The sequence below is a fragment of the Collinsella sp. TF07-1 genome (assembly GCF_003437235.1).
Taxonomy (GTDB): domain Bacteria; phylum Actinomycetota; class Coriobacteriia; order Coriobacteriales; family Coriobacteriaceae; genus Collinsella.
The window spans coordinates 1-5,385 of the sequence record NZ_QSRV01000045.1; the positions used below are offsets into that span (position 1 = coordinate 1).

The 5,385-nt window shown below is 61.8% G+C and carries 3 protein-coding genes; 2 read left to right on the forward strand and 1 reads right to left on the reverse strand.

Annotated features, from left to right (window positions below):
- Nucleotides 1-166: 166 nt before the first annotated feature.
- Nucleotides 167-1,129, reverse strand: a complete 963-nt coding sequence (gene murB / locus DXC67_RS10055) for a UDP-N-acetylmuramate dehydrogenase (protein WP_117638263.1) — start codon at nt 1,127-1,129, stop codon at nt 167-169.
- A gap of 240 nt (nt 1,130-1,369) precedes the next feature.
- Here murB and DXC67_RS10060 point away from each other — a divergent pair, with 240 nt between their 5' ends.
- The gene (locus DXC67_RS10060) at nt 1,370-2,398 is read left to right on the forward strand and encodes a LacI family DNA-binding transcriptional regulator (protein ID WP_117638264.1); all 1,029 of its coding nucleotides are present in this window, start codon (nt 1,370-1,372) and stop codon (nt 2,396-2,398) included.
- Between the two features lie 204 nt (nt 2,399-2,602).
- Entirely contained in the window at nt 2,603-5,131 is a 2,529-nt protein-coding gene (locus DXC67_RS10065) for a phosphoketolase (protein ID WP_117638265.1), read from the forward strand.
- Nucleotides 5,132-5,385: the final 254 nt, after the last annotated feature.

Sequence of the window (5,385 nt, forward strand, 5' to 3'; positions counted from 1 at the left end):
TGCGCAAGACGAAGGCCACATTAAGTGGCCTTCTTTGCGTGCGGAACTCGCGACCAACCTTATGCCTCGCCCGCAGTCCCGGACCTTTCGGGTTCAAAGCGCGACACACCGGACTGGTTGCCTGATATAAAGATGGCGAAGCCCCCTTTCGGGGCCTTCTTTTTTATTAGAGGAATTCGCCTACTCGGTGGACTTCGGGTTCTAGGTCTACGTCGAATTGGTCTTTGACGGTTGTTTGGATGTGGCGGATGAGTTCGTCGACATCGGCGGCGGTGGCGTGGTCGGCGTTGACGATGAAGCCGCAGTGCTTTTCGCTCACCTGCGCGCCGCCGATGGCGTGTCCTCGCAGGCCGGCGTCCATGATGAGCTTGCCGGCAAAGTAGCCCTCGGGGCGCTTGAAGGTGGAGCCGGCACTCGGCATGTCGAGCGGCTGCTTGTCCTCGCGGCGCTGGTGGTAGTCGTCCATGTCGGCCTTGATCATCGCGGCGTTGCCCGGGGCGAGATTGAAAGTGGCCGAAAGCACGACGAAACCGTCGTCGGCAATGCGGCTCTTGCGATAGCCCAGGTTGAGCTCATCGACATCGAACTCAATAATGTTGCCGCTGCCGCGGGTGCCGTCGTCGAGCATGCGGGCGGGCTTGTAGACGCGCACAGACTCCAGCACATCGGCCATGCAGGCGCCATAGGCGCCGGCGTTCATATAACAGGCGCCGCCGACCGATCCGGGGATGCCCGAGATGGGCTCCATGCCGGTGAGGCCGGCCTCGGCTGCCGTCGCGGCGACATCGGAAAGCAAGGCGCCGGCTGCTGCCGTGACGTGCGTGCCGTTGACCGTAATGTCGGAGAGGCCCTCGCCCAACGCCACGACGACGCCGCGGATGCCCTTGTCGCCGACGAGTAGGTCGGAGCCGTTGCCCACGATGGTGAGGGGCAGGTCGCAGCGATAACAGGTGTCAAGCGTGGCGACGAGGCCCTGCTCGGTGTCGGGCGTGACAAAGACGTCGGCCGGGCCGCCGATCTTAAACGTGGTGTGGTCGCGCATGGGCTCGCTCATCAACACGTTGTCCTCGCCGGCAACACCGGCGAGCGCGCAGAGCAGGTCCTCGTTAAAAAAGTCATTCTCGTGCATACGAATATCCGCCTTATGGTGGTCGTTTTCATCAATCGAATGCAATATACCCCACCCGGATGGATTTGGTGCAAAGTAACCTGACCCCAATGCATCACATGGTGCAAAGGGGCCAGGTTACTTTGCACCAATCACGGCGGTAAAACAGCCGTCTACCGGATTGGTAAAGTGTTTATCATCGAGGTAGAGGGACGGTCGCTATACTTTCAAGAGATTGCGCGAATACTCGGAAGGAGCGAGATGGGCAACAAAGTTACTCTCAAGCAGATTGCCCAGGAGGTGGGGCTTTCCCCCTCGTCGGTCTCGCTTGTTCTCAATAATCGGCCCTGTCGCATCTCGGAAGAAAACCGCAAGCTCATCAAGGAGGTCGCGGCGCGCAACCACTATGTTCCTAACCAGATCGCGCGTAGCCTGGTCATGCGCGAGTCGCGCACGCTGGGCCTTATCGTCCCTAACATCGAGAGCCGCTTTTTTGCCTCGCTCGCCGGTAGCCTGGAAAAGCGCTGCCGCGAGGACGGCTATGCGCTCTTCATTACCAGCTCGGGCGGAAGCGCCGATGACGATCTGGAGCTGCTGCGCCAGCTGGTGACGCGCGGCGTTGATGGCGTCTTCCTGGTGGTGGGTGACGAGTTCTCCGATGACCGCGCCCTGCGCGAAGAGGTCAGCCACCTGCCCATCCCGGCCGTAATGGTCGACCGTGCCATTGAGGGGCTCGAGTGCGACAAGGTGATGTTCGACCACGAGATGGGCGGCTATATGGCCACCCGCTATCTGATCGAGCAAGGCCACCGCCGTATTGCCTGCCTGGTTAATGCCCGCCGTTCCAATACGGGTCGCAAGCGACTTGCCGGCTATGAGCGCGCGCTGCGCGAGGTTGGCCTGCCGATCGACGCGCGTTTGGAGTTTGAGAGCGAGTACTACATTCCGAGCGCATACGAGGCCTCGGAGGCAGTGCTCGCAACTGACGCCACTGCCGTGTTCGCAAGCTCGGATAACATTGCCCTCGGTTTGCTCAAGCGCTTGCACGAGATGGGGAAGAGCATCCCGGGCGATATCTCGGTGGTGAGCTATGACAACTCGGCGGCCGACGTTCTCTTTGAGCCGGCACTGACCGCGATTGAGCAGGACCCTGGTGTCCTTGCGGAGCATGCTTTTGGCTGCATGTCCAAGCGTCTTGCCGGTAGGGGCGGCAGGCGTGCCGAAGAGGTCGTTCTGGAGCCGGAGCTTATCGTTAAGGACAGCGTGCTCGAGCTTACTAAACACAACTAAAAACGTTTACCAATTTGCAGAGACCGAATGTGGAGCACCTGTGACAATCAACGTCGCAGGTGAATGTCGCGTTTTGCTAATCGATGGGATTGATAAGGGTGGTAAAACGTTTTTTCACCATGATAAAACGTTTTAGCAAATATACTGGTCCCAACGAAAGGTTGCCGTATTGGAGGGTGACCGCACAGCGAAGGGACATAAACAATGGCTAAAACACTGGGGACGCCGTGGCAAAAGCTGGGCCACGAGGTGCCGGCTTCCGAGCTCGAGGGCGTCGACCTGTATTGGCGCGCATCGAACTATCTGTCCGTCGGTCAGATCTACCTTCGCTCTAACCCGCTAATGCGCCCCGACTTTGTCGACGAGAAAACCGGTGAGGTGCGCGACTTCGGTCGTCCGGACGTTAAGCACCGTCTGGTCGGTCACTGGGGCACCACGCCCGGCATCAACTTCCTGTTCGGTCATGTCAACCGCCTCATCGCCGATCACAACCAGAATGCCATCTTCTTGATGGGCCCGGGCCACGGTGGCCCTGCTGGCACCGCCCAGTCGCTGCTCGATGGCACCTACCGTGAGATCCGCCCCGACATCACCAATGACGAGGCCGGCCTGCAGAAGTTCTTCCGCCAGTTCTCCTATCCCGGCGGCATCCCGAGCCACTTTGCGCCCGAGACGCCCGGTTCCATCCACGAGGGCGGCGAGCTCGGCTACACGCTCAGCCACGCCTACGGCGCCGTCATGGACAACCCGAGCCTGCTGGCCGTGGCCGTGGTGGGCGACGGTGAGTCCGAGACCGGTCCGCTTGCCACCTCTTGGCAGTCCAACAAGCTCGTGAACCCGGCAACCGACGGCATCGTCCTGCCAATCCTGCACCTCAACGGCTACAAGATCGCCAACCCCACCATCCTCGCCCGCGTGTCCGACGAGGAGCTCACCAAGTTCTTTGAGGGCATGGGCTACAAGCCGCACTTCTTTGTCGCCGGCTTTGACGACGAGAGCCACGCGAGCATCCATGCGCGTTTCGCTGCCTTGTTTGAGCAGGTCTTTGACGAGATCTGCGACATCAAGGCCACCGCGCGGGCCCAGGCAGCCGCAGGCGAGACCGTGGCCCGCCCTGCTTACCCCATGATTGTGTTCCGTACTCCCAAGGGCTGGACCTGCCCCAAGCACATCGACGGCAAGAAGACCGAGGACTCCTGGCGCGCCCATCAGGTGCCGCTGGCGAGTGCCAAGGACACTCACGAGCACTTCCGCGTACTGCGCGAGTGGTTGCGCTCCTACAAGCCCGAGGAGCTCTTTACGCCCGAGGGCCAGGTACGCCCCGAGGTGACGGCCTTTATGCCGACTGGCGAGCTGCGCATCGGCGCCAACCCCAACGCGAACGGCGGCAAGGTGCGCCGCGAGCTCGAGCTGCCCGATATCCACGCCCACGAGATTCCCGTCGCCGAGAAGGGCCATGGCTGGGGCTCCACCGAGGCTGCCCGCGTCTTTGGTGAGTACACTGCCGACGTTCTGGCCAAGAACATGGAGGATTTCCGCATCTTTGGCCCCGACGAGACCGCGTCCAACCGCCTGCAGGCCGCCTACAAGGTGACCAAGAAGCAGTGGGATGCCGGCTTCTACGAGGACGAGGCCAACGACGAGCTGCTGGCCGGCTCCGGTAAGGTCGTCGAGCAGCTGTCCGAGCACCAGTGCGAAGGCTTCCTCGAGGCTTACGTGCTCACCGGCCGCTCCGGTGTGTGGAGCTCCTACGAGAGTTTTGTCCACGTGGTCGATTCCATGGTCAACCAGCATTGCAAGTGGCTCGAGGCCACCAAGCGCGAGATTCCGTGGCGTGCCCCCATCAGCGGCCTCAACATTTTGCTGTCGAGCCATGTCTGGCGTCAGGACCACAACGGCTTCTCGCACCAGGACCCCGGCTTTATCGACCTGCTGCTCAACAAGGCCAACGACACGCATATCGTGAATGCTTATTATCCGGCCGACGCCAACATGGCCCTCGCTGTGGCCGAGCGCGTCTACCAGTCGACTGACTGCGTCAACGCCATCTTCTGCGGCAAGCAGCCCGCCCCGACCTTCCAGACGGTCGACGAGGCAAAGGCCGAGCTCGCCGAGGGCGTCGCGACTTGGAAGTGGGCATCGACCGCTGGTTCACTCGCCGAGGCCGACGTCGTGGTTGCGACCTGCGGTGACGTGCCGACGCTCGAGGCCCTGGCTGCAACCGACATGCTGCGCGAGCTAGGCATTAAGGCGTGGTTCGTTAACGTGGTCGATCTGCTCAAGATTCAGAACGTCTGCGAGAACGACCAGGCCATCAGCGATGAGCGCTGGGCTGAGCTGTTCGGTTGCGGCGAGAAGCCCGTGCTCTTCGCATTCCACGCCTATGCCGGCACGATTCGCCGCCTGATCTGGAACCGCCCCGGCCACGACGCCTTCCGCGTTCACGGCTACGAGGAGAAGGGCTCCACGACCACGCCGTTCGACATGCTGCGCCTGAACAACATGGACCGCTGGGCCCTGGCCGCCGACGTGCTGCGCATGGTCGACGCCGATAAGTTTGCCGAGCAGATTGATGAGTGGGAGGCCTTCCGCACCGAGGCCTTTGAGTTCGCGTGCAACGAGGGCTTCGATCACCCGGCCTTCACTGACTGGGTCTGGCCCGACGCTGCGGCTGCAACTGCCGCCGACGGCACGCTCTCCGCAACCCAAATGACCGCAGGCGACAACGAGTAACTTAGTTACGCGGTTTTACCAAACCGCGTAATGGCTCGACGCTGCGCGGGTTCCAGGCACCCCATCTCGCCGTTCAAACCGTCGCTCGCGTACAAGAAGTACGCGTCGCTCCTCTTTCGCGGCGACCTGGGGCACCTGGAACTCGCTCGCTGACTTTTGCGCAACCAGCGGTGAGCGATTGCTCGGGGAGCGCATTGCTGGATGGTCTCGCGCTGGGGCCTGCTCCGGGCGGGTTGCCTTGCTCCGGGAAGTGG

Coding starts and splice junctions, on each gene's coding strand:
- murB (WP_117638263.1), bottom strand. CDS start 1,129: ATGCACGAGAATGACTTTTTTAACGAGGACCTGCTCTGCGCGCTCGCC.
- DXC67_RS10060 (WP_117638264.1), top strand. CDS start 1,370: ATGGGCAACAAAGTTACTCTCAAGCAGATTGCCCAGGAGGTGGGGCTT.
- DXC67_RS10065 (WP_117638265.1), top strand. CDS start 2,603: ATGGCTAAAACACTGGGGACGCCGTGGCAAAAGCTGGGCCACGAGGTG.